We start from the raw sequence: 25,702 nt of genomic DNA, 5'->3' as shown, positions 1-25,702 counted from the left end.
ATAAACAACAAGTCAAATACATGTTCATATTGGCTTGTCACCTATTTTTTGTCACAAGTTTAAATATATTTCTACATTTACAATTATACGTCATATTTCTAAATTTTTTATAAACTAAATCTTAAGATTTCGTAAAGAAATGGGGACAGTTCACAATTTTTCATCAATCATTAATAAGTTTTTGATGAAAAATTGTGAACTGTCCCTACTACCTACAATAAATTTATTCTCAAGAGTGCTTTTAAATTTGCTATATTTAATAAAGTCTCTTACTTCTATGTTTGTGGTGCTTCATTATCTCTTTCTATAATATTTGACAAAGTTCTAAATCCATTTAAAATATCCTCTATCTCTTTTTCAGTAGCATTTTTCATAAGCTTCCCAAAAGCTACTATATGCGATTCTCTCATCTCTTCAACAAATTTTTCAGCCTTGTCTGTTAAACATATAATTACTCGTCTTCTATCTTCACTATCTCTTACCCTGCTTACAAGACCCTCCTTCACAAGTTTTTCTACTAAAACCGATGCAGTACTATTAGGTAATCCTAATTTCTCACTAATTTTAGTTAATGTTTTTTTGATTCATCCTTTAATAAATGTAATATCATATGCGAAGATAGATTTATGTTATTATTATTGTTATTAGAACTGTCAAAGGTCTTACGTCTAAGCAGCTTTATCACTTTTATCAATTCATGGGCAATATCATATGCTTTTTCCTTACTCATAATATTTCCTCTCACAACTAAATATTTCAATTATGAAATAATTTTACCATATATTGAAGTACATTTCTAATAAAAATCTTGTAAATAAAAAAAGAACAGTTAGCAGCTTCTCTTTATTACTCAACCTTTATGAGAAACTACTAACTGTTCAAATCTCTATACTATATTTCATATTTAATTTAATTTTTCAATAGTTGTCTTCTTATCAACATATACTCCACTGCCTTGAGAAAATGAATATGAAAGATTGCTATCCCTAAAATCTCCCGTTGGATCGTACCCAGTAACAATGTGTCCCGAAGAACTCAAATTTGAAAAAAAGTCAAAGTCTATAGTTTGTTGACCATTTCTATAATATATATTTGTAGGCTCTGCTGGAATCCATCCGTATTCTGGAAGGTAGTATTCTACCCAAGCATGACTGGACGCATTACCATCAACTACTTTACTACTGTTAAATGCATTTGTATCAACCCAAAAACCTGTAGTCACTCTAGCAGGAACCTTTGAGGCTCTCAATAATGCAACATACAATTCAGCATAATCCTCACAAACTCCCTTAGCTGTATTTAAAGCATTTAACGCTCCCTTATTGCCGCTGTTTACATCATATGCCATATACGTATTAACAAATTCATATGCAGTCTTAGATTTATAATATGGATTCGGGGTGTTCTTAAATAACTCCTCAGCCTTACTTATTATCTCTTTGTTATCACTTTCTATTTTATCACTAGGAGAAGTATATTTATTATAATCACTATAGTTTTTATAATTCCCTAAAGTTTTTGATAAATCCTTTATGTACTTTATTCCACTGTTCTCTACTGTTCTAATAACCTGGTATTGAATTTTGTCTCCAGCCTTTATATTGGTGTTCACAGTAAGTTGTTTGTGAATGGAGTCTTTTGAGGTTATTTTGGCATCTGGTCCTAAAACTTGTAGATTTAATTCCTTTTGATAAGGTGAATTACTGTCAGTTCCTATATTATAATTCAACTCTAATTTTGTATTTGCCTTAGCAGTCACAGTAAAAGTATCAGTAATCTTATATTTATGTGTATCTGTAAGTGAATAAGAACCTACTCCAACTTCATTATTAGTTTGTACATTTTCTTTAGTTGTAAAATCCATTTTCAAAGGTGATTTTATCAAACTACCTTTTTTAGATTTTACATTATCTATAAGTACAGTATATTTTTTGCCTTCTCCATAATTATTGGGAGGCTTGATTGTTACAGTGCTTCCAGCACAACTTAAATTCACCTTTACTGCATTGCCACTTTCATCTAAGACCCTTACATTCTTATCAGTTATTGTAGCTGGGTCCAGTTCTTGTGAAAACTTAACATTCCATACTTTATCTGTAGTCACATTCTGCACTGCTGGGAAAACTTTATAAGCCTCCTGAGCATGTCCAGTAGTAGAATAAAATAATAATAACATTAAAATAGCTAAAAATTGAATTTTAACTATTCCGAATTTTTTAATACCGTTTTTCTTGTTCATATTTACTTTTCACCTACCTTTTAGCTTATTACCATAAATTTAATATACCACAGCAGGATTATTTGCTCAACGCAAATATAAAAAGACCAATAGCTCCGATATGCTCCCATTAAGGTAGACAGTTCATTCACTATTGGTCTCATAATTTTTTAAGCTGCGTGTTCCTTTGGTTTTAAAAATTTTCTCTGTATAATCTTAAATCCAAAGATTTTAAATAAATATAATCCGATTCCTACAGGTAACCAGAACAAGGCGTAATATATTCCACCATGTACATAAGGTGCTATAGCATTTAAATCCACACCTTTTATGTTTATAGTTTTTAAAGGATTAATAAAATATACTAGAGGCCATGCTTTTTTTACAACATTGAAAAAACCTGGCGGCATCATATATTCTGGCCATATATATCCTGCTGTAAGCATTGTAGGAACGGATAAAAACATACTAAAACGTACACACTGATCTATAGCATCAAAAATGAAAGCTAAAATAAAGGATACTGCTGTAAGATTAATAAGGAAAAGAGCAAGAAGTATGGAGGAATTCAATATAGTACCTTTTAAAGGAAGATCAAAATATTTTCCTGATATATAAAAGCCTCCAAAAATCCTGCATAAGCCATCAAAGAAAAAACTAAGATTTTTGAACAAATTTTAATTAACTTTTTGACTCCTTCTTTTGAACGAAGTTTAATCTTTACCATGTTCAATTTCTCTTCAATTAAAGCTGGCGCTAAAGCTCCAATATATATTTGCTGAATAGCTAACCCAATAAGTGCATATAAAAGATATCTCATATAACTCAATTGGGGCTCATATAGCATACGTTCTGTAAAGGACAAAGAAGCAATAGACTTTTGCGCAGAATAAGGCGCTACATTATTTGCCTCTAAAACCTTAAGTTGAACTCCTGCATTAATAGTATTTAATATTTGACTGCCATATCCTATGGCTGTATTTCCTATTACTAAGTTCGTTTCATCTACTAAAAGCAAAGTTTTAGGCGCCTTAGTCATTACAGCATCATTACTAAAATTCTTTGGAATAATAAGACCTACATTAATTTTTTTTGTCTTTATTGCCTCATTAAGCTCCTCTTCAGATTGAGGAAAATAACAAACATTAAATTTTGAAGTTTCCTTAAATTGCTTTGTAATGTCTCTTGATATAGATGAATTATCCATATCTAAAATACCCATAGGAATGTTCTCTACAAAAACCTTACTAAATACCAATCCGAAAATAATAGCAATAATCATAGGTCCTAAAACAAGTAACAAAATGTTCTTTATAGTTACTGGCCTAATCTTAAATTTCTTTTTAATAATCATACTTGAACCACCTCTTCAGTTTTCTGCTGGTGATCTTTTTTACTTTTTATACTCGTATATTTCTTTTTAACAATTTTCTTTAACATGAAAACTCCAAAGGAAGCTATCCACATATATAATACAAACTTAATCATCCAATTTATTTGAGGCAAAATATATGATATTCCTATATCCTTAAGACATAAATCCCTTATAACCTCACCATAATGAAGGAAAGGTAGAAACTCGGCAAGTTTGTGAAAATAACTAGGCATTGCTAGTAAGGGGAAGGTAAAGCCAGCCAAAATAGTTGTAAGAAGAATAGGTATAGAAGCCACCTGTAATGCAAGTACTTTTTCTGGCAAAATAAGTCTTATAAGTACCCCGTAATTCACTAGCCCTATGGAATATAAAACTGTCAATATAGCAGCTCCATTAAAAGTTCCTCTAAAAGGCACAGCAAAATATTTAAATTGAATTGCTAGACTTATTCCAATGGAAATTACCCCTAGAAGTCCACCTAAAATACCCTTTATCCATAGCCACAGGTAGTTTTTCTCATCTTCTTTAACTATATCTACACCCATCATAACAAGACTAACTTGAATAAGAGAAATAATCATCCCAGGTATTAGAAAATTTATATAGTTTCTAGTAGGATTATTTAAAACTCTATAGTTAAAATACATTGGAAGAACATAATCTCTAGAGACCTCAGGCATTTTACCTAATTTACCTTGAACTAACTTTTCTAAGTATCCAGTTTTAATACTAAGAAGAATTTCACTCATTCTTGCTTTTGCTGCACTAGAAACAGCCATTTGTGAGCCATCATAAAATATAAGAACTTTAGGTGCATTTCCATTAACTAGATCTTTTGAAAAATCTTTAGGAATAATTACACCTACTCTTACTTTTTCTTGCCCCATTAGATCTTTAACATCTTCATCCCTATCGCTATAATTAGTTACATTAAATATTTCATTTGTCTTTATTTCATTAATTAACATTTTGCTAAACTGTGAGTTGTCATGATCTACAACAATAGTTGGAATATGTTGAACTTGATGCTGTTTCATTTGATAACCCAGTACAAAACTACAAATAATAGGAATTCCAAGTACAAATAAAAATGAAAAAAATAAATTTTTAGCTTTTTTACCTAAACGTATGAACTTTAATACTTTTTCATTCATTATTGCATCTCACATCACTTTCCAAAGTCAACAATAGCTGTCATTCCAGGATGAAGTGGCTTATCTATATTAGTTAACTCAACCTTTACTCCATAAGATAATACATCAAACTCACCATTATCGTTTGTCGCTCTTTTAACTGCAAAATCAGGCTTTTCGTTTATTCTGACTATTTTACCCTTAAATTGTTCCTTAGGATATGCTGAAAGCTTTACTGATACTTCTCCGTTTAATTTTACTTTCCCAAGGTCTGTTTCTTTTACATTACATTCAATCCATGGTTTCTCTGTATTTGTTATTACAAGAAGTGGCATTCCTGGAGTTACCAATTCACCTACTTCAACATTCAATTGAGTTATTATTCCATCTGCCGGCGCAGTTATTGTAGTATCATCAATATATGTCTGTACTTCGCTTAGTCCACCTTGAGCTTCCTTAATCTGCGCATCATATGCCTGAATAGCAGATTCTGCCTTAGCCACTTGAGCTTGAGCTGCAGCTACATCCTCTGCTCTTGCGCCCTGTTTTACAATTTCATATTGATTTTTTGTTAAGTCTAGCTTATTTTGTGCTTCATCTAAAGTCGCTTTCGGTGCATAGCCTTGATCATATAATGCCTTTACCCTATCATAACTTGTTTGTGCTAAATCATAGTTTGCTTTAGTCTGCGCAATCTCTTCTGGTCTAGCTCCATTCTGAGCCTTTTGAAGTACTGCTTGAGCAGCCTGTCTATCTGCCTCTGCAACTTTCTTTTGTCCTGTAGCTGCTTCAATTTTAGCTTGAGTTTGAGCACCTTTTGCCTGTAATGTACTATTGTCGATTGTTATTAAAACTTGTCCACCTTTGATACTGTCACCTTCAACAATTTTTATTTCTTTTATCTTGCCTGATGTTTTGGAATTTATGTTTATCTCTTTAGTTTCTATATTCCCTTGAACAGTCAAGTGTCCATTATTTTGCTTTATTAGCTTATCTCCTGTTAATGCAGCAGCATTACTGCATCCTGTAAAAAGACTTACCATCGCGAGTATTGATGTTCCTAGAATAATATTTTTGCGTTTCATAAGAAACCCTCCTGTAATATATTGATACTATATATTAATAAAAATTTTAAACATAGAGAAATGCATTTTACTTTTCAAAATAATTGGCAATTACATACTTTTCAACTTTATTAAGCAGCTCATAAAAGTTTTCTTTCTCATTTTCAGTTAAAAAGCTTAATACTTCTGAACTAAATACTTCACTATTAGGCATTACTCTCTCTAAGATTTCTTTTCCCTCTTTTGTTATTACTGCTTTTATACTTCTTCTATCATTTTCGTTCATGCTTCTAACTATAATTCCTCTTGCAACCATTCTATCCACTAAAGAGGTTATATTCGCTCTTGTTACAGACATCTGCTCACCTAGTACGGATAGAGCTATTCCTTCTTCTCCAGCTAAAGATATTTTATAAAGTGCAGTAAATTGAGTTTTAGTAAGCTTAAAGGTTTTATAAAATTCGTCAAATAATTGCTGTATTAAGCTTCCTAGTCTAATAATTATCTCAATTAATCTCATCTGATCAGTTTCCGGAGAATTATTGTTCACTGTCACCAAATCGCCTCCTAATTTACTATCAACATATAAATAGTTAATATATTTACTATTTATATGTTGATTATATAAAACTTATCTATAATTGTCAATAAAATCTAAAGAAAAAAAATCCAGGACTTTTTATAGTCTTGGATTCTATTATTTAGTATGCATTTCTATTTACAAAACCTTTAAACACAGTTAAAAACAGTATCTTAATATCCAGCCACAAATTCCAATTTTCTATATAATAAATATCGCATTCAATTCTTTTTTCTATTGAGGTGTCCCCTCTCCAGCCATTAACTTGAGCCCAACCTGTTATTCCTGGGCGAACCTGGTGCTTTACCATATACTTTGGAATTTCTTCTTTAAACTTGTCCACAAAATACGGTCTTTCTGGTCTTGGGCCAACCAAACTCATATCTCCTTTTAACACATTAAAAAGCTGCGGTAACTCATCAATGCTTGTCTTTCTAATAAAGGAACCGAATTTTGTTTTTCTCGGATCATCAACTGTGGTCCATTGAACTTTCTCTTCTTCATCTCTTTGTATATGCATTGATCTAAATTTGTACATATTAAAATTTTTCTTATTTAATCCAACTCTTTCTTGTTTAAATATTATTGGTCCTGGCGAAGTTATTTTTATGATTACTGTACATAAAAGCATTACTGGAGAAAATATTATAATGCTCAAGGAAGAACATATTATGTCAAAGGCTCTTTTGATAGCTTTGTTAAGTACACTGTCTAGTGGTATGTATCTCATACTTATAATGGCTGTGCCATCTATATCTTCTATGTATGGTCTTGAGGAAAGAAACTTTGAAAACTCTGGTATTATCTGTGCTTTAATTCCATTCTTTTCACATATTGCAATAACCCAATTCAGCTTTTTATAGTGACTGAAGGGAAGAGTTATGAATACTTCATCTATAGGATAACTGCCTAAGTACTCTTCTATACTTTTTATACTCCCTAAAATATTCATATTACTTTCTAATACAGCTGCCACTTCAGAATATACCTCTTGCTGTTCAAGGAATTTTTTTTCTTCAAGTATATCACTGAATACTCCAACTACATTGTATCCCCAATGCTTATTTGATTTAATTTTATTCATGAAATCAAAGGTACAGTCATTTACCCCTACAAATATTACGTGTTTTAAATTGTATCCTTTTTTCCTTAGTAGTCTTAAAAAGCCTCTCAAAAAACATCTCTCTAAACACGAAAGCATTGTACCTACTACTAAAAAAGTTGCAATCATATATCTAGAATAATTTATTTCCTTAAAAAGATATAACATCATAATAAATAATAATATTCCTAATATATTAGCTTTTATTAAATTTATTACTTCTTTTATGATTCCTTTATATCGATGAGGTGTGTATAGCTTAAAAAGACTATATAAACCTAAATAAACTGGTATCATACAAGCTAAAGGAACAAAATATCTCTCTAAAGGATAGTTTCCTTCAGCTTTTGATAAAATATTTAAATTAAATCTAATATACCAAGCAATTTTTATAGCAATAAGTAAAGTTAAGGCATCTATAATTACTAATATTACATTAAAGTATTTTTGATTCTGTCTTATCATACATTCTACGCCTCCATTTACCTATTCCTTTGTACTCTAACAAAATTTTATTACATTTACTTTTTTAAAATGTTTGTTTAAAAGTTTAATATCTTTTACTTTAAATGGATGTTCATCACTGGTTCTTATTGAAGGAGTTAGTTGCCTATACAAGTTTAAAAGCGGATTATGCCCAAGAGGTTCAACAAAAACTATAAGTCCATCTTTATTAACAACTCTATTTAATTGGGAGTATGCCTTCTCTAAATGAAGATGATGGAGTATAGCTGAACCACATATTAAATGAAAGGTATTATTATCAAAATTCAACTCCTCAGCATCCATGACATGAAAATCTATATCAAGCTTCGAATCCACTGCTATTTTTTTAGCTACCTCTATTCCTACATCCGATATATCTATACCAGTTACATGTCCACCATTTTGAGAAATTAAAAATGCCATACTTCCAGTTCCACAGCCATATTCAAGTACCTTTTTATTTCTGCAATTATCGATTAATGTATTAACGTAAGCTGAATTGCTTTTTTCCTGAACTGAGTAATAACTACTAATTTTTTCTCTTTTATTTTTCCCAAATGTTTAATTATGAAACTCTTTTTCATTTTTCTTACGTGTATCCATTATTTCACCCTGTATAATAAAGGCACATCAAAATTCATTATAACTTTCCTTTCATGTATTTTTATTATAAATAATTATCTGTAAATTCATTTATTGCATTGTATATTAATTATATCAATTAATAACTTAAATGCTCTTTTCACTAATTTATCTATACATATATTTTCAAGACGTTGACATGTTAATTCTTTATTACTATATCACTTGCTTGTTAATATTCCTATATTTTTAGTGGCAAACATTATAGTTGTTTTTCATATAGCATAAGATCATTTCCTATAGATTTTATTAAATATTTCACACTTGAATCATGATTATGTCTAACAAAATAATCATATATTTTCAAATTATTTCTTTTGTCTATTATGATAAAATCAGGACTAAAGTTATTTATCAATTCATCAAACTTAGAATATAAGTTTATATCATCAAAGGTTCTTACTATATTTTGAGTATAATAACCTTGATAATAATACACATTTCTGCCATTCATACATAATACTTTTTTACTATTGTTACTACCATTTATGTACCCTAATATTTCATTTAAATTTTCTTCTTTACTTGAATATTGTACTTGTATATAAGCACTTCTTAGCTGGTAATTCCTATTATTTGAAATATAATTCTTAATACTTATTAAATCATACCTTAAGTCAAGCATGCTTGATTGAATACAACTAATGGTTACACACAAGATTAATAAAAACTTCACCCTACTCCACAGTTGTTCATAGTTGTTTAATATTGTTATAAACGAATATATCCCAATTAAGATTATAAAACATGTATATCTGCTCCACCAATTACTTGGAGTAATTATAAAAGATATCATAACTATTAAAAAACTTATTAACTCAAATTTTATTAAAACTTTAGTTTTTATTCTTTTGTATAATAATACAAAAGCAGCCGGTAAAAATATTAGTATCCACTGAATCCCTAAGCCACCTATTCTTTGATCGTACATTACCACCAGATTATTTTTAATTATATTTAGTAGTGTTATGTTGTCTTCTTTTGTACCAATTCCAGTCCATGATATAGTTAGCTGATATAACAAGCTTTTCCCTCTAATCATTAATGGTGTATTATTCTCCATTATTGTTTGATGAACATCGGCTCCATTAAAAAATATTACACCAAGAATTTTAGCTTCAAACGGATATATAGGATTACTATAATTTATATAATTAAATATATACCATACTGATCCTATTGCTAAACTTATAGATATTAAACAAATTTGATTCTTTATTATATCTGATGTTTTTTTTAATTTATTAAACATATATGCAAAACTAAATATAATAAATACTCCATAGTATCCTATACTTGAATACTTTATACCTAATAGGAATCCTAATGTTAAAGATAACAATATTAAGTAATATCTTTTATCGCTTTCAATAAACTTATCTAAATATAATATTGAAATTATAAAAAAAGTACATAAACTTGTATCTACATATGTAGTAGCCATTTGTGCTAATATGACAGGTGTACATATATATAAAGCTATACCTAAAACACAATATTTCTCTTTAATATTTTGTTCTTCTAAGATTGAATAAACCCCTATACCGCCTATAATAGTAATAACATATTGAACTATACTTAAAGTTAAACCACTTCTAAAAAAAATTAACTGCCAAAGATTTAAAATTTCAATATTTTTAGGATAACAGTTGCTCCATATAGATTTATCCGTTAAATATATTTTTTGATTTTGTATATAATCTACTATATTAGGCAAATGATAAAGTGTACTGTCACAAGTGTAAGGAATCAATAAAAATATATTAACTAATTTAAATATTAATGTTATACATATTAAAAAGTATATAATTTTTGTGTACTTGTCCAAATTACAAAACTCAAAGTTTGTCTTTTTCACTCTTTTAGCAAAACACTTTATCTTTACTTTATTAAGATTTATTATAGCAAAAATTAAAGCTAACAAAAAAACACAAAATGCTGTTATACTTATTAAATTCAGTTTATTAATAACAATTCCCAAGGTGATTATTATAGTAAACATTTCAATAATGTATATTATTAAAATGTTTACTATTCTCAGCATGGAATTCTCATTATAAAAAGAGTCAACGATAAATGCAATTAATAACAATATAAAGTTATCAATAAAATATAATAGTATATTCATTTACTATTCTCCTAAATAAATTTAAATACATAATAATATTATTTGCTTCTTTGCTTACTTAATAAAATTTAAAATATCTATGTAACTATTCTTTTTAGTCTATTAGATATATCTCTTATGTCAATTAATACTTTAACGTTCTTTCACCACTTTATAAATCCATATGTTCTCAATTATTGATACATTTCTACTTCAAGAATAATTCTTTTTTATAAAACCAAAATCATTTTTTAACTATATCGTCTATATTATCTTTATCATTTTTTATTAAACCTGCTATGCCTAAAGACACCTTTTAGTATAATATAACATATTACCTCGAAAATTTATATAGAGTTTCTAACTCTAAAAATAACTTATACATAGAACCAAAACCTTGAAATTACTAGGTTTTGACCAACGTATAAGTTAATTTGTTAGCTAGGAACCCTATACTTACTTTAATCCCCATATATACCTTACTTTTTCTTCAATTCTACCAAATATAAGCTTATCAATACATAATCCAATTATGACTATTATAAGCATAATAACTGTAACTTGATTAACATCTGCGAGCTCCCTACCTGCCATTAGAACCTGTCCAAGTCCCTTGCTAGCAGATATCATTTCTCCCGCCATTAGTCCTCTCCATGAAAAAGACCAACCTTGCTTCATACCTTGAATAATTGAAGGCAGCGCTGCAGGGATTATTACATTCCTATATAGCTTTATACCATCGGCCCCCATATTCTTTCCCGCTTTTAAATACAGTGGGTTAACACTTTTAATCCCTGCTTCTATTGCCATAGCTATAGCAAAAACTGAACCAACAGCTATTACAAATAATATTGAACTTTCATCCAATCCAAACCACAATATTGAAAATGGAATCCAACATATGCTTGGCAAGGTTTGAAATCCTAATATAATACCATTTAAGGATTCTCCAATGATTTTAAAATGTGCTAATAAGAAGCCAATAATTGTTCCTATAACTAAGGAAATTGAATAACCTATTAATAATCTTTTCATGCTGACTGCAAAGGCCGTTACCATGGTATTGTCTATAACAAGACTATAAAAACTCTTAATTACTTCAATCGGTGATGGAAAGTTATATGGTTTCCATATGCTTAAGACATCTACATTAATAACATAAATTAGCTGCCATAAAATAATTAATGCCGAATATACTAGTACATTTTTAAATAGCTTTGTCTTCTGCATTTTTTTGAACCTCCAGCTTTAAGTCTTCCTTGATTTCATCTATAAGTATATTTAAGCTTTCTTCGCCTAATCTCTTATCTCTTTCATAAGGTATATCGACTATTTTTTTTATACTTCCTGGGTTTGACGACATAACTACTATAGTATCAGCAAGTAGTACAGCTTCCTCAACATCATGGGTTACAAATAGTATAGTTTTTTTCGATTCCTCCCATATCTTTAATAACTCAGAGCGCATTACAGTTTTTGTATAAGCATCCAATGCAGCAAAGGGTTCGTCCATTAGCAATAGTTCAGAATCAAGTGCTAAAGCCCTGGCAAGTGCAACCCGTTGTCTCATACCTCCAGATAGCTCATGAATATATGAATCTTTAAATTGAGCTAAGTGAACCATTTCTAAATATCTTAACGCTCTTTCTTTTTTTCTTCTTTATTTATGCCTAGCATCTTCATTCCAAACTCCACATTGTCACTAACCTTTAACCAAGGAAATAGAGCTGATTCTTGAAACATCATAACTCTATCTGTTCCTATGCTTTTAATTTCCTTGCCATTTAGAATTATTTCACCAGAGGTTTTCTTTTCAAACCCTGCTACTACATTCAATAAGGTGGTTTTTCCACAGCCAGAAGTTCCAATAAAACATATGAATTTACCATTTTCAACTTTTAGGTTTATGTTATCTAAAACTTTTATAACCCTTGATTTTGACTTATAGGTTTTATTTATGTTTTTTAGCTCTAATGTCATAGCTATACTTCCTTCCTTATAGCTAAATTCTCCTTAGCTTACTATAGATACTATTAAATATATCTCACTAACCTATCTATTTTATTGGCTGTTCTCCTTTTTCCTGTAGTATTTTATTTAAAATACTTAAGTTAAAAATCCCATCTATATTCTGATTACCTTTAGTGATTCCTAAGCTTTTCATGATATCAGCCATATCCTTCACTGCATCCTTATCAGGATTATTAGTTATTAACAATCTATTAAATGAAGAATTCACTATATTTGGTGTAAGTTCTTTTCCAGTCAAAGCTTTAATCTGCCCGTTTATCGTTTTCTTTGCTTCTTCTGTATTTCTATTTGCTTGTTCAGTTAATTCAACATGAGTTTTTAAAAACTTCTCTACAACCTCAGGATGCTGTTTTATAAAATCTGTTCTTGCTATTACTACAGTAACTGGATATTTTCCTTCTCTCCAGACTTTATTATAATCTAAAACCATATTTGCCTTGCTTTCTTCTATTAATCTAGCTCCCCATGGTTCTGGAACTAAAGCTGCATCTATAGCCTTTTTATCAAATAATGTTTTTATATCTGGGGTATCTGCTTGTACTATCTCTACAGTACCACCTTTAGTGGTTTCTTTAAGGCCATTTAATTCTAGTAATTCCTTTAAAACTACATGCTGAGTATTTCCAAACTGAGGAATTGCGACTTTTTTTCCACTTAACTCTTTAACATCCTTTATATTTACATCACTTCTTGAAATGAGAATAGCTCCGCCTTCACATGCTCCAGCAATTATTTGTAGTCCTCCATTTGACTTTATATAACCGTTTATTGCTGGACCTGGTCCTATGTATCCCATATCAATTTCGCCAGCTAACAATGCCTCTATCTCAGAGGAACCTGCATTAAATTGCTTCCATTGAATATTACAATCATCTCCAAGAGCATTCTGAAATTTGTTTTCTTTACCCATTAATACCTGAGTATGTGTCATATTTGGAAAAAATCCAACCTTCACATCTAACTTAGTGCTCTCTTTTTGAGCAGCCTATCATAGAAAACATCATTAAACATAAAAATAAGACACCTATTCTTCTCTTCAATTTTACCATTCCTCCATATCAATCTATATATTGCCTATAAACTTAGTATACATTGACCAATGTTAACCACTTATTTTAGTTCATCAAAGTTTATGCTTTCAAGCTTTCTTGATATGTAATCTCTTATATCTTTAAAAACCTCTATAAGCTTTTCGTTTTGTTCAATTGGGGTATGTTCATAAAAATATGTGCTGACAGATTCAACAGGAGCCAATAGTCCATCTATCAGCCTTATTATTTCTGCCATAGTTATCTGAGATGGATGTTTTGCTAATTTATACCCTCCATCTGCCCCTCTTAAACTTTTAACATAGCCGCTTCCTTTTAATATTAAAAGTATTTGCTCAAGATATTTTTTCGGAATATTATTTCTTACAGATATGTCCATAATTTTAACAGGATCTTGCTTATAATTTCTAGCAAGGTCTATTAGTGCTAGGCATGCATATTCAGTTTTTCTCGATAACTTCATAAATATTTATCCTCCAAAAACTAATAATAGTATTTTTAAATAACATAAAATTCTAATAAGTTTTGTAAATTATATTGCGCTGCTGCAATACATTTTTTATGCTTGATAAAAATTCACTTTTAGTCACATCCTCCTTAAACACTAAGTCATATCTAACATCTTTTGCTAGCTGCTCACCAATCCAGACTGATATTATTCTTTCGCTGTCTATAGATGCATTTATTACTTCCAACTCAGTTTTGCATAATTCTTTAGCACTTACAATAACAACAAGTCCAGCATCCATTAAAAGATTACAGGTTTCCGCTAGTCTTCTTATATGTTCATGAGGATTATGTGAATTTTCAACAACATCAGCATCCATTCCATATCGTATATTTCCCATACCTAAATAGTAAACAAACTTACCTTCTTCAAAGAGCTTTCTCTCCAAAGCCTTTGCATATTCCTTTCTTGGAGCACTACTTTCTCCTGTTATAAATACAACACAGGGCTTTTGATTATATCGCTCAGTTCTTTCTTCTGAGGTAATACTGCTTGCAATCCATTTTCTGTTTCTTATTCTTACAGTACTTCTAATCCACTCTTGCTCGTCGTTCAATGACTCTAATATTATTCCTCCACCTGAAATATCATAATTGTCTACAATAATAAATCTTGAGGTTTCTGGAATATCGTGAACTAAGTCAAAAGAAATAGCCTTATCAGCTCTAAATATACATTCAGATACTTCATGTCTTTCTACTATATCTTTCTTTGAAACTGATAATTCTGATGCATCCATTACTTTTAAAATTTCTTCTAAATATACACCAACTTTAGTAGTGCCAATTTTCAATAAATATTTTTTATTTTTTTCCAGTGGTGATTTACCTAACCAGAATATATTCGCTCTAAAATGAGTTGAAACAAAAGGTTTTAGTTCATCTGCTTTAGTCACAATTTCCCCACGCTTTATATAAATTTGTTCTTCAAGGGTAAATCCTATAGCATATCCAGCTTTAACCTCCTCCATATAATCTAGATTAAGATTTTCAAAAGACTTTACCCTGCTCCTTTTACCTGAAGGATAAAATTCTATTTCATCATCTATATGTAATTCACCTGTCTCCACTGTACCTGCAACAATTCTTCTATCATCACCATTAGCCGTAAATTTATACACATCTTGAACATACATACGAAAAGGTTTATCCTCTAGCTGCCCTATTGTATCAAATTCATCAAGTGTCTCTAAAACCGTTTTTCCATCGTACCAAGGCATATTGCTGCTTTTAAAAGCTACATTATCCCCATTAAAACCACTTACAGGAATAAAGCTCTCAGCCTCAAGATTAATTTTTGATAAAAAAGCTTTATACTGTTCAACTAAAGTGTCATATACAGTTTTATCATAATTTACAAGATCCATCTTATTAATTACAATAGCTATCTGCTTGATACCTAGCATAGATAATAAAAATCCATGTCTTCTTGTATTCTCCTGAATTCCTTCGTTTGCATCAACAACTAATAGTGCAGCCTCTGCATTTGATGCACCAGTAACCATATTCTTTAAGAACTCAACATGTCCAGGAGCATCAATAATTATATACTGCCTTTTTTCCGACTTAAAAAAGCATCTTGCTGTATCTATAGTGATTCCCTGTGCCTGTTCATCCTTTAAAGCATCAAGGAGAAATGCATATTCGAAAGGTTTAGAATTTCTCTTGCAGGTTTCCTTTACTTGATCTAGCTTCCCTTCAGGAAGTGAATTAGTATCTGCCATCAATCTGCCAATTATCGTGCTTTTCCCATGGTCAACGTGACCAACTATTACAACAGGCATTCGCTGAATGTTATTGCTGTTACTCATTCTATATCACCTTCCAATCTACATGTAGCCATCTCGTCTTAAAGATTCTAGACCACCGCCATCTTCTTTATCCTGTGCTCTCCCTGATCTTTCTGCTATATTGGCAAGCTTTCCTACTCTAAGTTCTTCAATTATTTCCTTTACATTTCTTGAATCAGATTTTATTGGTGCTGTACAAGGGGCACATCCTAGTGAACGATATCTAATTCCATCGCCTTGATTATAGTATAAGGAAACTGTAGGTATATTTTCCCTATATATGTATTCCCATATATTCAGCTCTGTCCAATCAAGGAGAGGATGAATACGCACATGAGTTCCTGGTGCAACTTCTGTTTTATATTGATTCCAAAACTCAGGAGGTTGATCCCCTACATCCCAGTCATTATTTCTATCTCTTGGTGAAAAATATCTCTCCTTTGAACGGCTTCCTTCCTCATCAGCACGAACTCCTACAATTACTCCTGTATAAGCCTCATTATTTTTATCAATCTCATATTTACCCGTATCATGATTAAGTCTATATCTAGGCCATGTTCCGTTTAAAGTATTTTTCAATGCATCAGTTTTTAATTCCCTGCAGCACTCAATACGATTAGCGTTTCCATCAGGATACGTAAGTTTCTTTTTTAAAGCTTCTTCGTTACATCCAACAATCATATTAAGCTTCCATTCTTTAGCTAATCTATCTCTATATTCTATCATCTCTGAAATTTTATAATGAGTATCTATATGTACAAGCGGAAAAGGAACATGTCCAAAAAAGCTTTTCTTGCAAGCCATAATAAGACTGTACTATCCTTTCCAATAGACCATAACATACTTAAGCTCTTAAATTCGCTATATGCTTCTCGTAAAATATAGATACTTTTATTTTCTAACTTGTCAAGGTAATCCATGTTATCCGCCTTTCAAACTACAAATTATATATATTTATTATTTGCTAAGTATTCCATTATAACATTTACTGAGTTTCCCAAATCTAATTCATTTGTATCAATTATAACTTTAGGATTTTCTGGCTCTTCATATCTATCTGAAATTCCTGTAAATGAAACTATCTCTCCATTTATAGCCTTCTTATATAATCCTTTCGGATCCCGATTTATGCAGGTTTCGATATCAGCTTTTACATATATATCAACAAAAGCAGCATCTCCTATAATCTCCTTTGCCATTTCACGCATTTTTCTATATGGAGATATAACTGATACTAAAGTAATAACTGCTGCATTCTTAAACAAAGACGCAACTTCAGCAGTACGCCTTATATTCTCATATCTACTTTCTTCAGAGAATCCAAGATCTTTATTAAGACCCATGCGAAGATTGTCTCCATCAATCATATATGTTATTTTCCCCAAGCTCACAAGCTTATTTTCAAGTTCTGCTGCTATAGTTGATTTCCCTGCTCCCGATAAACCAGTAAACCATAGTACAATCCCTTTTTGTTTATAAGTTTTGCACCTATCTTCGAAAGTAACTTTATTATTATGCCAAAAAATATTCAGCGTCATAAAAAACCTCCATTCTACAGTGGTTTTCGTCAAGATTCTTCTTAATTGTTTTATTTCTAATATTCAAAAAATTTTTATTGTAGACTCCATATATGTCATCTTTTACTCTATATAACATTCACAATATAACTTTAATTTCTCATTGTTACAGTTTAGTGTCACAAATATTAACATTCCATTAACAATTTCTTGGTGGTTTTAAAAATACAAATTTATCTAATTACAATTCATTATGCTACATATTCCTACAAAGTAAGATTATTTTTTACACATTTCATATTCACATTTAATTTTAATTTATTTTAATTATTATTTCAACTAAATAAAACTTTTTGATAAAACAAATCCAGTAGGAAGCAATAAGATAGCTTTCCTACTGGATTTTTATTTTAGTCCTTTTTACCATAATTATTTTTCTTGCTACATATGCGTCTCCACCACCGTTAGCATACTAAACTATAAAAATAACTTTTTCATTATACTCTTTGTAAATATGATTTAATCTCTTCACATACCTGTAATGATCTATCTAGAATTTGATCCATATTATAGTATTTAAAATCTGCTAATCTACCACATATAAACAGGTTTTCAATCTTGCTTAATTGTTCCCAGTATAAATTATATTGTCTTACATTTTCTTCTGTAAGAATTGGATAATATGGTTCTGACTCAGAATCTAATGTATATTTCAATGGATATTCTACTGCAATTGTAGTCTTATCCTTTGGTTGATTTTGTACATTTAATTTTTTATACTCTGTTATTCGAGTGAAGTCAGATACTTGTGGGTATGCAACTACTGGGGCTGGCTGATGGCTATCCACGTCCTTTGTTATATATTCAAAACGTAATGAACGATATGGTAGCAATCCAAATTCGTAATCCAAAAGTTCGTCTAAAGCTCCACTGTATATAACAGGCACTGTAGTCTCTTTACCATCTATATATATTTTATCATTTTTGATATCTATAATTGATTTAGCATTTGTATTTAACCTAACTTCTATATTCTTATGTTCAAGAATTTTGCTAAAAAATGACGTGAAACCATTTTTAGGCATACACTGATATTTATCATCAAAATATCCAGTTTTATATGAGAATACTACCGGAACTCTTCTTAATACTTCTTTATCAATTTCATCTGGTGAAATACCCCACTGTTTTGCTGTATATAGGCTATAATCTTTATCGTATAAAAATTGTGCATATTCCTTAATCATCTCATCTTTACACTCTAAAAGCTCTAATATAGTAGCCTTCTCGGCATTGTTATAGTATTTCAGAATTCTTTCCTTTAGTTCAGCAGCATTGTCTTCAGTATAATACTGATCAATTGTTGCAAAATTGAATGGCGAAGGGGTGAATTGTTCCTCCATATATGCCATGCAATTTAAATAGTACTCATTCCATTCACCATATTTTATAACATAATCATATAGGTGCTTTTGATTAGTATGAAAAATATGAGGTCCATATTTTTGAACAAGTATTCCATTTTCATCTACAAAATCATACATATTTCCTGCTATATGATCACGTTTATCTACTATTAAGACTTTCTTGTTACATTCTTCTGCTAAAAATCTAGCTATTACACTACCTGCAAAACCACAACCAACAACTAAAACTTCCATAACTCACCTTTCTACATATTATAGCATCTTCTATTTTCTATACTATTATATATACAATAAAATATATTTTAAAGTTTGTTATCGTCAATAGACTTTAACCAATCCATAGTCTTTCTCACGCCTTCTGAAAAACTAATATTAGGAATAAAACCAGTATCTTTAATTAATTCACTAGTATCAAAACTTGAGAGAGGTATATTTTCGCCAGTAAAAGGTATATCACCAAAATATAAATCTTCATTTGGACATAACTCTTCTTGAAGCTCTTCAATAAATTTCCTTAGTGGTTTTGCATCACCACTACCTATAATATACTCACAAAACGGCAATCCCTTTTCTCCAATCAAATAAAAAGCTTTGGCAACGTCTGTAATATATATAAAATCATAGTTTTGTGTTGCAGCTGTAAATTTTAGAGGTTCGTTTTTTATTATTTTACGAAGAGTTGTATTAATAAATCGTGAAGATAACTCTCCTACACCATATGTATTTGTTACTACTCCCCACACATGCTCTATACCAATGTTAGCTGCAATAGATTTGCTTATTGAATGTGCTGCAAATTTACCTGCTCCATATATATATCCCATCCCTGGTCTACTTTCTTGCGCATAAGTACTGGCAATTGTTTCTCTCTCCATTATGCTTCCAGAACATATAAACCTTTTACATCCTAATTCTTTTGCTACTTTAACACAGTTTACAGTGTTTTGTATGTTTCTTAATTGCACTTCTGCATTACTGCGGCCTGGCTCAGTTACACCTTCCCAAGCAAAGTGATAAAATACATCTGGTTTATGTTCCTTTATAATATCCTTCAATTTTAAAATATTATTTATATCTAATTCCACCAATTGAACTAAATCAGATTTTGGTATTTTATCAAATGAATTAGGTCTATGTAATGCTATAACAGAAATATTATTATTTATCAGTTCTTTTACTACTTCGCTTCCTATGAAACCATTAGCCCCTGTAACTATTGCTTGTTTCATTATGCACCTCTTATTATGATAAAAACTCATTTATTTGTTGTTTCATTACATTATTTAGATCTTCACCATTTATATACGCTTTACTCCAAACAACTGTTTTTTCAATGGCATCCTCAATGTTCCAACGCGGCTCCCACTTAAACACATGCTTTATTTTTGAGCAATCTAATTTTAACAAGCCTGCCTCATGTGGCGCGTTAGAATCACTGATGTTTTTCCAATTTGCTGTTCCGCCCCACTTTTCACAAAACAGTGTCATTAGCTCACCTGTTGTTACACAATCACAGTAGTCAGGACCTACGTTATATGCACTACCTAATGATTTATCCTCATATTGTCTTTGTGCAATCATTAAGTAAGCAAAAACTGGTTCTAAAACATGTTGATATGGTCTAGTTGAATACGGATTTCTCACTATGATTTCTGTATTATTTTCCATTGCTCTAACAGCATCTGGTATAATTCTATCTTTTGAAAAATCTCCACCACCAATTACATTACCTGCTCTACATGTTGATATCGCGATATTATTATTCGGTAAGAAAAATGATTTTACATAAGAGTTCGTTACAAGTTCTGAACAAGATTTAGAGTTTGAGTATGGATCGTGTCCATCTAACACTTCATTTTCTCTATAACCCCATTCCCACTCATTGTTTTTGTATACCTTATCTGTAGTTACATTAACCACCGATTTTATACTATTACAATGTCTAACTGCTTCTAAAAAATTAACGGTTCCCATTACATTTACTTCATAAGTGTATACGGGATCTATATATGATTCTCTTACAAGAGGTTGTGCTGCCATATGTATTGCAATATCAGGTTTGCACTTAATCATACTCTCTTTTAGCTTTTCTAAATCACGTATGTCACCTATTATAGATGTAATCTCTTTATCCAAATTAATTAGATCAAATAAACTTGGAGTTGTATTTGGTTCTAATGAATATCCAACAACCTTTGCACCAAGCTGATTTAATACTTTACACATCCAAGAACCTTTAAACCCAGTATGACCTGTAATAAAAACAGTTTTTCCTTTATAAAAAGATAAATCCATTAGTATTCCAACTTTCTTATATTAATTATTTTTCCCAAACTTTCCAAGGGGCTTTATCATTTGCTATTAGCTCCTCTAGATACATTTTATCTCTCAATGTATCCATACATTGCCAAAAACCATTATGGTAATATGCTTTTAATTGATTAGTTTTTGCCAAGGTTTCTAGTGGTTCTTTTTCAAATACAGTAGTATCATCTTTAATTAAATCAATAACCTCAGGTTGTAAAACCATAAAGCCACCATTTATCCAACCACCATCTTCTTTTCTTTTCTCAGCAAAAGCACGTATATTGTTCTTTTCATCTATTTCCAATGCTCCAAATCTTCCACCTGGTTGAATTGCAGTTATAGTTGCAAGACTTCCGTGTTGCTTATGATATTCTACTAACTCTTTTATATTAATGTCACATACACCATCACCATAAGTTAACATAAAAGGCTCGTCTCCAATATAATCTTTAATACGTTTAATACGGCCACCAGTCATTGTATTTAGTCCTGTATCGACTAATGTTACTTTCCAAGGCTCAGCAACATTGCTGTGTATTTCAGTTTGATTATTATTTGCAAAATCGTATGTGATGTCAGAACGATGTAAATAGTATTGAGCAAAATATTCTTTAATCACATAAGCTTTGTAACCACAACAAATAATAAAATCATTGAATCCATAATACGAATATGATTTCATAATATGCCATAGTATAGGCATATTATCAATTTCTATCATTGGTTTTGGTCTTAAATGAGATTCTTCATTAATTCTTGTACCAAAGCCACCTGCTAATATTACAACTTTCATAATTTTATCTCCTTTTTGTAAGTTTTATAGTTTTTAAATTAAGCTTCTAAGATAATGACTTAGGGAATCCTAAAAGCATAACTTCTGTAAGTAAATCGTGTCCTACAAGTTTACGAATTGTAAATTCATAATCTAAATTCCAGCTTTCTATCAATGGCTTAATTTCAAAAAAATCAGTAGGTTGATGATATATTGATATAGATAAAATAGGCTTGTATCTTTCGATGGTTTGTTTTGCTCCTTGAATAGCAGCATATTCATTGCCTTCTATATCCAATTTTATATAACCAACATTTAATTTATTTTCTTCAACATAGCTGTCAATATCAATAATTTTGATATCTGATTTCTCTTCATTTTCACTTTCTTCCATATCCAAAGTCGTTTTAAACATATTAGCGCCACTATCTAAACCATAGTGATACAATACGCTGCTTTTACTTGTTTCTCCTAATCCCATAAAGCAAGGTATAACATTTTTTAAGTTATTTAGCTCAATAGTTTCTTTAAGCTTATTAAAGTTTTTGTCATATGGCTCAAAACAATGTATTGACTTTGGTCCATATAAATTAAATATTACTGCAGAGTCTCCCCAGTACGCTCCACCATCAATAATATCTTTACCTTTAATATATTCTGTTATAGATGGTGGCATCAGTTTTAATCCACAATGATAGTAGAAAACTGACGGCTCTATAATAACATCTTCTGGGCTTTTAAATATATTCTTATCAATCTCAAAATCTATTTCTTTTTTTGCAAAAGCCTTTTCCTCTTCTGTATATAATTCCATGTGATCATACAAAAATAAATTAGTATATTTTTGTTCTGGTAATATTAAAAAGTTTCTTTCAGTAATTAGATCAATTAATTTGCAGCTTTCAAAATCAAGATTTCTTTTTAAACGTTTTGTCAAATTATTTATATTTTCATAATTATCCATATAGTATTTTTTCCAATAATCAATCCAACCTGTATACCATACTGAATTATAATAATTTTTCTTACTTTCTACTATACTTCCTAAGTAATCACAAGATTTATGAAGCTCAGTTATAGATTCTGATAGAGTATTGTTCTCTTTTGTAAGTCTATCTGATAATTTACTTAGCTCTCTATTTTCAGCAAAAAGTTTATCAATTAAAGATATATGTTCTAATTTTTCTTTTATCTGTTCATTTGATTCAATTATTAACTTTTCATTATTTTTAATAGCTTCAGTTAATAATTGAGTTAAATTATCATTCTTATGGTTTATATCATTCATCGATCTTTTTAATTCGTAGATTTCCATATTAATAGCATCTACCAAATGTTTTTTATCAAAAAAACTTAGCTTAAAAATTCCTAGAACATTATACATACGATGAAAATTAGAATAACTAGGTTTTAAAACCTTTTTCCCAATTCTTTTCGTAATATTTTTTGTATTACAGCAAGCATTCATTAAAAGCTTTAAAATATAGTATGTATAGTAGCTTCTTTCTACAATTAAATCATATAGATATTTTTTTCGAGGAAAGGTAGAAAAAAATCTGTCAAGATATTTTTTATCATCACTATCAAATACATGGCATGCATTTTCAAAAAGTATTTTTTATCTTTTGAAGATAATCCGCTTAATACATAACACATAACAAGTATTTTAAATTCAACTATAAAAGTCATTGTATTTACGTCAGAAAAATTGTGTTCCATTAATATGCGTTTCTGTTCCGACAATGCGTAAATTATAGAATCAATATATTCCTTACGCATTTTAGAGGTTATACTACCCTCTCGTTTAATTCTATAGAAATATAAAGCTTCTTGAACAACAGCTATTTTATCTGTTTCTATAAATGCTTTTGTCATACCAGGTATTTCATCACCAAATGAACTACCTTCTGTAAATTTCATACCTATTGATTCAATGTATGTTCTTCGAAACAACTTATTCCATGCAGCAGGTTCCAAAAACATTTCAGGACGCTGTGTAACTGGTAATATAACATCACTATTTCTAAACCATTCTAATGGTCTATGCAAATAATAATTGTCAACATTTTCACTAAAGCAGTAAGCACTGCAAGCAACAATATCAGCACCAAGTTCTTCTGCTTTTAAATATAACTTTTCATACATATCCTGTTTACAAACATCATCTCCATCTACATGTGCAACATACTTACCTCTTGCGACTTGCTGACCTGCGTTTCTAGCACCAGGAAGCAGGCAATTTTCGCTAAGCCTAATAAGGCGTATACGAGAATCTATAAGCATATATTCTTTAACAATGTCAGCAGAATTGTCTGGTGAACCATTGTCAACAAAAATAATTTCAATATCTTCCAGTGTTTGATTTACTAAACTATCAATACATTCTCGTAAATATTGTTCAACCTTATACATAGCTACAACAATAGACACACTCGGTATCTTGATATGTAAATTTTCATTTTCATTTAACACTACTTCGGTCTTTTCTATATCACTATCTTTATTTTCACTTACTTCTGTTGAAAACTTTTTTTCAGTATAGTCACTAGAGTCTTGTTTGAATAGTATATTTTTAATAGCTTTAACACCAAATCTCTTTAAGAAAAGCTGTTTGTCTTGTATTGTAAGATACCCTATAAGTCTTTGGTATTCCTTGATTTTTGCACCGTTTCTTCTCTGATACTCTACAAAATAACTTAAAAGTCTTTCTCCAAGAAAACCTAAAACTCTTTTTTGTTCATTTTTATATTTTCCTGTTGAAAAATCAAGCTTATCTTCTACATAAAATAAAATGTTAAAAAGCCATTCTGCATATTCGAAAAATGTTTTACGACTCATAACAAACATATTGCAAAAATGTCCATAATTCCCATTAGATACGTCTTTAACAACATCTTTATAGCTCGGATATAATTTCTCCATAGCTTCTTTTAATATATCAAAATCCTCTGGATAATGTGCAAATTTATAGTGCTCTTCTAAAGTAGCAGGAGAAACCCAATCACGTGGATGCAGAATTTTCTCGGCTTCTGTTACTACAATATCAGTACCTTCACAAACTTCTTTGATAGTTCCTTCATCCCAGCCAAATCTTTTTGAGAACTTTTATTAAAGTTTAAAAAAGCATATTGCCAAGGATCATTTCCATTAATTTTTCCCTTAAAATTGAAGAAACGTCTATAATGAAAAAGTCCAATATATTCTGGATTTCCTAATTGCTCATAGTTTTTCCATGCCCAATAAATAGAGGTTAACTCAGCATAATATGGATGTTTATCTGATATGTTTATGCCTTGATTATCCTTAAAATTGTTATCAAAAAAACCTAATAACTTTTCATCTGCATTATTAGTTCCAAGTAATATAGGTTTAAAAATATCATTTTCCAAATATGCTGTTTCTTTATGACAACAAACAAGTATTTTGACAAAACTCATAAATCATTTCTCCTCTGTTTTATAAATAAGATTTTTTGTAAAATTCATCATACTCCTTACTTAATAGTTGAAAGTTTTTTAACAATGGTACTCCTCTGATGAAAAATAATCTATTCTATAAATGATCTAAATCTAAAAAGAAAGGAGTCATATTAACA

General features: G+C 30.2%; 25 protein-coding genes and 1 pseudogene. All 26 read right to left on the bottom strand.

What is annotated here, in order from left to right; genetic code table 11:
* Positions 1-275: 275 nt before the first annotated feature.
* The gene (locus RCG18_RS09215) at positions 276-563 is read right to left on the bottom strand and encodes a MarR family transcriptional regulator (protein WP_308041989.1); all 288 of its coding nucleotides are present in this window, start codon (positions 561-563) and stop codon (positions 276-278) included.
* Between the two features lie 5 nt (positions 564-568).
* Positions 569-730, bottom strand: a complete 162-nt coding sequence (locus RCG18_RS09210; protein WP_308041011.1) for a hypothetical protein — start codon at positions 728-730, stop codon at positions 569-571.
* Positions 731-904: 174 nt separating this feature from the next.
* On the bottom strand, positions 905-2,239 hold the full coding sequence (locus RCG18_RS09205) for a transglutaminase domain-containing protein (RefSeq protein WP_308041009.1): 1,335 nt from the start codon (positions 2,237-2,239) through the stop codon (positions 905-907).
* A gap of 149 nt (positions 2,240-2,388) precedes the next feature.
* Positions 2,389-2,790 carry an ABC transporter permease gene (locus tag RCG18_RS09200; protein ID WP_308041008.1) on the bottom strand — a complete coding sequence of 134 codons (402 nt, stop codon included), beginning with the start codon at positions 2,788-2,790 and terminating at the stop codon, positions 2,389-2,391.
* Positions 2,791-2,801: 11 nt separating this feature from the next.
* Entirely contained in the window at positions 2,802-3,572 is a 771-nt protein-coding gene (locus RCG18_RS09195) for an ABC transporter permease (RefSeq protein ID WP_308041007.1), read from the bottom strand.
* Positions 3,569-4,747: an ABC transporter permease gene (locus RCG18_RS09190; protein ID WP_308041006.1), complete on the bottom strand. Its 1,179-nt coding sequence runs from the start codon at positions 4,745-4,747 to the stop codon at positions 3,569-3,571. Before RCG18_RS09190 ends, RCG18_RS09195 begins: the two co-directional genes overlap by 4 nt.
* A 14-nt stretch (positions 4,748-4,761) precedes the next feature.
* Positions 4,762-5,811 carry an efflux RND transporter periplasmic adaptor subunit gene (locus RCG18_RS09185; protein ID WP_308041005.1) on the bottom strand — a complete coding sequence of 350 codons (1,050 nt, stop codon included), beginning with the start codon at positions 5,809-5,811 and terminating at the stop codon, positions 4,762-4,764.
* A 67-nt stretch (positions 5,812-5,878) separates the two neighbouring features.
* Entirely contained in the window at positions 5,879-6,346 is a 468-nt protein-coding gene (locus tag RCG18_RS09180) for a MarR family transcriptional regulator (RefSeq protein WP_308041004.1), read from the bottom strand.
* Positions 6,347-6,491: 145 nt separating this feature from the next.
* Positions 6,492-7,937, bottom strand: coding sequence for an undecaprenyl-phosphate glucose phosphotransferase (locus RCG18_RS09175; RefSeq protein WP_308041002.1), 1,446 nt, complete (start codon positions 7,935-7,937; stop codon positions 6,492-6,494).
* Between the two features lie 36 nt (positions 7,938-7,973).
* Positions 7,974-8,492, bottom strand: a complete 519-nt coding sequence (locus RCG18_RS09170; protein ID WP_308041988.1) for a class I SAM-dependent methyltransferase — start codon at positions 8,490-8,492, stop codon at positions 7,974-7,976.
* 310 nt (positions 8,493-8,802) lie between these two features.
* Positions 8,803-10,728 carry a glycosyltransferase family 39 protein gene (locus RCG18_RS09165; protein ID WP_308041001.1) on the bottom strand — a complete coding sequence of 642 codons (1,926 nt, stop codon included), beginning with the start codon at positions 10,726-10,728 and terminating at the stop codon, positions 8,803-8,805.
* 435 nt (positions 10,729-11,163) lie between these two features.
* Positions 11,164-11,937: an ABC transporter permease gene (locus tag RCG18_RS09160; RefSeq protein ID WP_308041000.1), complete on the bottom strand. Its 774-nt coding sequence runs from the start codon at positions 11,935-11,937 to the stop codon at positions 11,164-11,166.
* Complete coding sequence (locus tag RCG18_RS09155) at positions 11,915-12,331, bottom strand: ATP-binding cassette domain-containing protein (RefSeq protein WP_308040999.1); 417 nt, start codon at positions 12,329-12,331, stop codon at positions 11,915-11,917. The genes RCG18_RS09160 and RCG18_RS09155 overlap by 23 nt, the downstream gene beginning before the upstream one ends.
* 11 nt (positions 12,332-12,342) lie before the next feature.
* Entirely contained in the window at positions 12,343-12,687 is a 345-nt protein-coding gene (locus RCG18_RS09150; protein WP_308040998.1) for an ATP-binding cassette domain-containing protein, read from the bottom strand.
* Between the two features lie 76 nt (positions 12,688-12,763).
* Positions 12,764-13,693, bottom strand: coding sequence for an aliphatic sulfonate ABC transporter substrate-binding protein (locus tag RCG18_RS09145; protein ID WP_308040996.1), 930 nt, complete (start codon positions 13,691-13,693; stop codon positions 12,764-12,766).
* 155 nt (positions 13,694-13,848) lie between these two features.
* On the bottom strand, positions 13,849-14,250 hold the full coding sequence (locus RCG18_RS09140; protein WP_308040995.1) for an Rrf2 family transcriptional regulator: 402 nt from the start codon (positions 14,248-14,250) through the stop codon (positions 13,849-13,851).
* A 52-nt stretch (positions 14,251-14,302) separates the two neighbouring features.
* Positions 14,303-16,105 carry a GTP-binding protein gene (locus tag RCG18_RS09135; protein ID WP_308040994.1) on the bottom strand — a complete coding sequence of 601 codons (1,803 nt, stop codon included), beginning with the start codon at positions 16,103-16,105 and terminating at the stop codon, positions 14,303-14,305.
* A gap of 18 nt (positions 16,106-16,123) precedes the next feature.
* A pseudogene (gene cysD, locus RCG18_RS09130) lies at positions 16,124-17,004 on the bottom strand (sulfate adenylyltransferase subunit CysD).
* Positions 17,005-17,028: 24 nt separating this feature from the next.
* A complete protein-coding gene (gene cysC / locus RCG18_RS09125) occupies positions 17,029-17,622 on the bottom strand; it encodes an adenylyl-sulfate kinase (protein WP_308040993.1) in 594 nt (197 codons plus the stop codon).
* Between the two features lie 476 nt (positions 17,623-18,098).
* On the bottom strand, positions 18,099-19,262 hold the full coding sequence (glf, locus tag RCG18_RS09120) for a UDP-galactopyranose mutase (protein WP_308040992.1): 1,164 nt from the start codon (positions 19,260-19,262) through the stop codon (positions 18,099-18,101).
* A gap of 68 nt (positions 19,263-19,330) precedes the next feature.
* Positions 19,331-20,257, bottom strand: coding sequence for an NAD-dependent epimerase/dehydratase family protein (locus RCG18_RS09115; protein WP_308040991.1), 927 nt, complete (start codon positions 20,255-20,257; stop codon positions 19,331-19,333).
* 13 nt (positions 20,258-20,270) lie between these two features.
* The gene (gene rfbG / locus RCG18_RS09110; protein WP_308040990.1) at positions 20,271-21,323 is read right to left on the bottom strand and encodes a CDP-glucose 4,6-dehydratase; all 1,053 of its coding nucleotides are present in this window, start codon (positions 21,321-21,323) and stop codon (positions 20,271-20,273) included.
* A 25-nt stretch (positions 21,324-21,348) separates the two neighbouring features.
* On the bottom strand, positions 21,349-22,128 hold the full coding sequence (gene rfbF / locus RCG18_RS09105; RefSeq protein WP_308040989.1) for a glucose-1-phosphate cytidylyltransferase: 780 nt from the start codon (positions 22,126-22,128) through the stop codon (positions 21,349-21,351).
* Between the two features lie 46 nt (positions 22,129-22,174).
* Positions 22,175-23,575: an FkbM family methyltransferase gene (locus RCG18_RS09100; RefSeq protein ID WP_308040988.1), complete on the bottom strand. Its 1,401-nt coding sequence runs from the start codon at positions 23,573-23,575 to the stop codon at positions 22,175-22,177.
* 44 nt (positions 23,576-23,619) lie between these two features.
* Complete coding sequence (locus RCG18_RS09095) at positions 23,620-25,149, bottom strand: glycosyltransferase (protein WP_308041987.1); 1,530 nt, start codon at positions 25,147-25,149, stop codon at positions 23,620-23,622.
* Entirely contained in the window at positions 25,143-25,544 is a 402-nt protein-coding gene (locus RCG18_RS09090; protein WP_308040987.1) for a DUF4422 domain-containing protein, read from the bottom strand. The genes RCG18_RS09095 and RCG18_RS09090 overlap by 7 nt, the downstream gene beginning before the upstream one ends.
* Positions 25,545-25,702: the final 158 nt, after the last annotated feature.

This window comes from Clostridium sp. OS1-26 (genome assembly GCF_030915445.1).
Taxonomy (GTDB): domain Bacteria; phylum Bacillota; class Clostridia; order Clostridiales; family Clostridiaceae; genus Clostridium_AM.
The sequence above is the reverse complement of the archived record's forward strand: the minus strand, read 5'-3'. Positions and strand labels throughout refer to the sequence as shown.